The sequence below is a fragment of the Moorena sp. SIO3I6 genome (genome assembly GCF_010672095.1).
The window spans coordinates 1-2,827 of sequence record NZ_JAAHHU010000552.1; the positions used below are offsets into that span (position 1 = coordinate 1).

The 2,827-nt window shown below is 43.7% G+C and carries 3 protein-coding genes and 1 pseudogene; 2 read left to right on the top strand and 2 right to left on the bottom strand.

The genetic code is table 11. The annotated features are described in order from the left end of the window. A partial coding sequence (locus tag F6K49_RS39380; protein ID WP_293106022.1) for a caspase family protein occupies positions 1 to 1,618 on the bottom strand: 1,618 nt, incomplete at its 3' end. 108 nt (positions 1,619 to 1,726) lie between these two features. Here F6K49_RS39380 and F6K49_RS39385 point away from each other — a divergent pair. Further along, entirely contained in the window at positions 1,727 to 2,179 is a 453-nt protein-coding gene (locus tag F6K49_RS39385) for a hypothetical protein (RefSeq protein ID WP_075898163.1), read from the top strand. On the opposite strand, the gene F6K49_RS39390 is transcribed toward F6K49_RS39385, so the two are convergent. Continuing rightward, positions 2,159 to 2,332 (bottom strand): hypothetical protein, encoded by a 174-nt coding sequence (locus F6K49_RS39390; RefSeq protein ID WP_158069495.1) that lies wholly within the window; start codon positions 2,330 to 2,332, stop codon positions 2,159 to 2,161. The two genes, F6K49_RS39385 and F6K49_RS39390, sit on opposite strands and share 21 nt — an antisense overlap. A 233-nt stretch (positions 2,333 to 2,565) precedes the next feature. On the opposite strand from F6K49_RS39390, the pseudogene F6K49_RS39395 reads away from it, so the two are divergent. After that, positions 2,566 to 2,827: pseudogene (locus F6K49_RS39395) on the top strand (hypothetical protein); the annotation flags it as partial.

Here is a 2,827-nt window from a genome sequence, read left to right on the forward strand (position 1 = left end):
AACGCCTAGCTACATTTTGTGCTTCCGGTGAGAGACTATCAAATACCTGATTTGCCTTCTTTTCCAGAGTTCCCTCAATTCCCCCTAACTGTTGATAGGTTTCTAACCGTAAAAACGTTTCCTGCTGCTGTCTTGACTGTTTCCATAATTCCGTCAGAGTATATTGGAGCAGGGGAAGGCTACCTGGATAATCTTCGACATCGTTAATCAGTTGCTGTTTTAATCTCCCCTCAATCCCTAATCCTACTAATTCAGCTGGTAGTGCGATCGCTTCTTCAATTTCCTGACGGTTCAACTGGTCAACATTGATGTATGGTCTATTGATCTTTTCAACAAATTGAGGATACTTTCGCGACCGCCCCCGAAAGTCAGAGCGCATGGCAATTAACACAATTAGATTGTCTTTCTGCTCTAATAATTCCATTAAACCGTTAAAGAATTCCAGGCGTTGGTCAGGTTGACTCATAGTGAAGCACTCTTCAAACTGGTCAATAATCATGACCACCGGTTCAGAAGTCGCTACTAGAGTAAGACTAGAATTGCCTCCGTTTTTCTCTAAAAGCTTTCCCAACTCCAGCACCTCCTGTAACCTTTGCTTTGGTGCAACACCCGGAGAGAAAGGTTCTAGATAATGCCAGCGATCGCTTCCAACAATTGCCTGACCTAACTTCAGCTGATACAATAATCCTGCCCTGAGTAAGGAAGACTTGCCACTGCCGGAAGCTCCTAACACTACCAGCAGACGGTCTTTAGTTTTAACTCGCTCAATTAACTGCTGGGTCAACTTAGAGCGACCGTAAAACACCAGAGCATCCTCTGGTTTATCGGTAAAATAAGACAGAGACCGATAGGGGCACTTATCCTGAAAGCTCAGTTTCGGAAACAGGCTAGTCAGTAGAATGGCTTGTTCAGAGTTAGCGATTAAAGGACGTTGTCCAGTCCTTGACATCCGCTGCTCAATAAACAAGGCCAAATTATGACTAGTAACAATACCATCCGGGTGATTTTCCGGATTTAATCCTGCCAGTAACTCCCTGGTAAATACCCCTTGTTCATGGCTAATCTCTACTCCCGGTTCAAAGGAACGAGTAGCAGTAATCAAGCAGTAAGCTTTATCAGTTGGGATAAATGGGAGCAAGCTTAGTAACTCGCCACTGTAGCAACAATCTAACCAAATCACTACCTGTTTGACTGGGCTAGTTGCGATTTGCTCACCCAACTCCCGCAGAGGATAGCCATAAATTCCCACATCAGGAAAGGCATCACTTGTCACTAAGAAAACTTCCTCAATACCATCCACCTCTTGTCTACAGCCATGGCCTGAAAAGAAGAATAGGCCGGTTTCTGGAGGTTGGTTGGGAGGAGGAGGATTAAACAGATTAGCGACTGCTGACCTTAATTCCTCTAATTTTACTAGTCCTGTGCTGGATGGTCCCCCTGCTCCTTTTTGGGTCAACCCAAGGGGTAAGTCTTGAATCCGAAACGGTTCATAGCCATACTGCTCTAATCGTTGAGCGACATTTTCCCCATCTAATGCCGCAACGGTCAAGTCGTTAAAGTTGGTGTATTCTGGATAACGGTTAATCCCAACAATTAGGGCTTCCCATTGCGGTCTCATTGGAGCGAGGTTCTGAAACTTTTATTAGGGTAACATACTATCACAATTTCGGGAACTAGGCTGATCCTTCGTGTATAAAGATAATGATTGAAGTAGTAGCAGTGGCTGATGAATACCAACAAAACCCTATTAGCGTTTTTACTTGCTCTGACCGATTTAGACACACCCTTGAGTCAAGGTGATAATAAGAGCATCAAAGAAATTGGCGATCAACTTGATGCCCAACCTTTGGCCTGGGAGAGGTATACCAAACCCAAGCTGCTAGAGATAATTGCAGCCAATCCTGAGTTAAATCAACGTTACCAAACTTATTACAACCAACTTGACACTACGGTTGATATTCCCCCAGACTATCTCCCAACAACAGCGGAAATCCAGCCAGTCAATAAACCTAGCTCTACGATAATGAGAGGACATAAACCTAAGTCATCACCTACAGGCTATGACCAACAAATTAATAATATTGTGATTGTTGTCAGTCGTTCAGAACAGCCAGAAGCAGCTGTGAAAGAATTACCCTTGGAAAAACTGAAACAGTTTTTAGGGACTTCTAAAAAGTAAATTACCCAATTTGGAAGTCGGGAGTCGGGAGTCGAGAGTCGGGAGTCGAGAGTCGGGAGTCGGGAGTCGGGAGTCGGGAGTCGGGAGTCGAGAGTCGGAGTCGGGGGAATAAAATTGAATGTAGCTCGTAAGTAGGATCAACCCTAGACTCATAAATTTGGTATGATTAGTTCCTGGGAGTTTCCTTAACTAACCGTGCTAACTAGTCAATCCAATTAACGTTAACTAAAGTACAACGGTTTTAATATTACAGCGTTTTTCATAACTATTAGGTACATAGTATTTTTTCCCTGTTCCCTGCTCCCTGCTCCCTACTCCCTACTCCCTACTCCCTGCTCCCTAAAACCCCATAATTTGTACCTCACCCAATTTAACAGAGTGCTATAGTGAGCGATCTAATCTATCCAACTCTCGATTTATTTTTATATGACTTACGAGATGCTCTCAACCTCACTGAAGCTGAGAAGCAAGAAAACCAAGCTAAGTTCCGAGCTAAACTCCCAGCAGATAGTCAATTCTCTGATCCTGATCTAGAAACCAAATATTTAGAACTACTCCCTAGGCAAAAGTACTATGACTTTACTACAGCCAACAATACCCTAGAAGGGTACTACTACCCTGTCCGCTTAAATGATACCTATGGCTTGC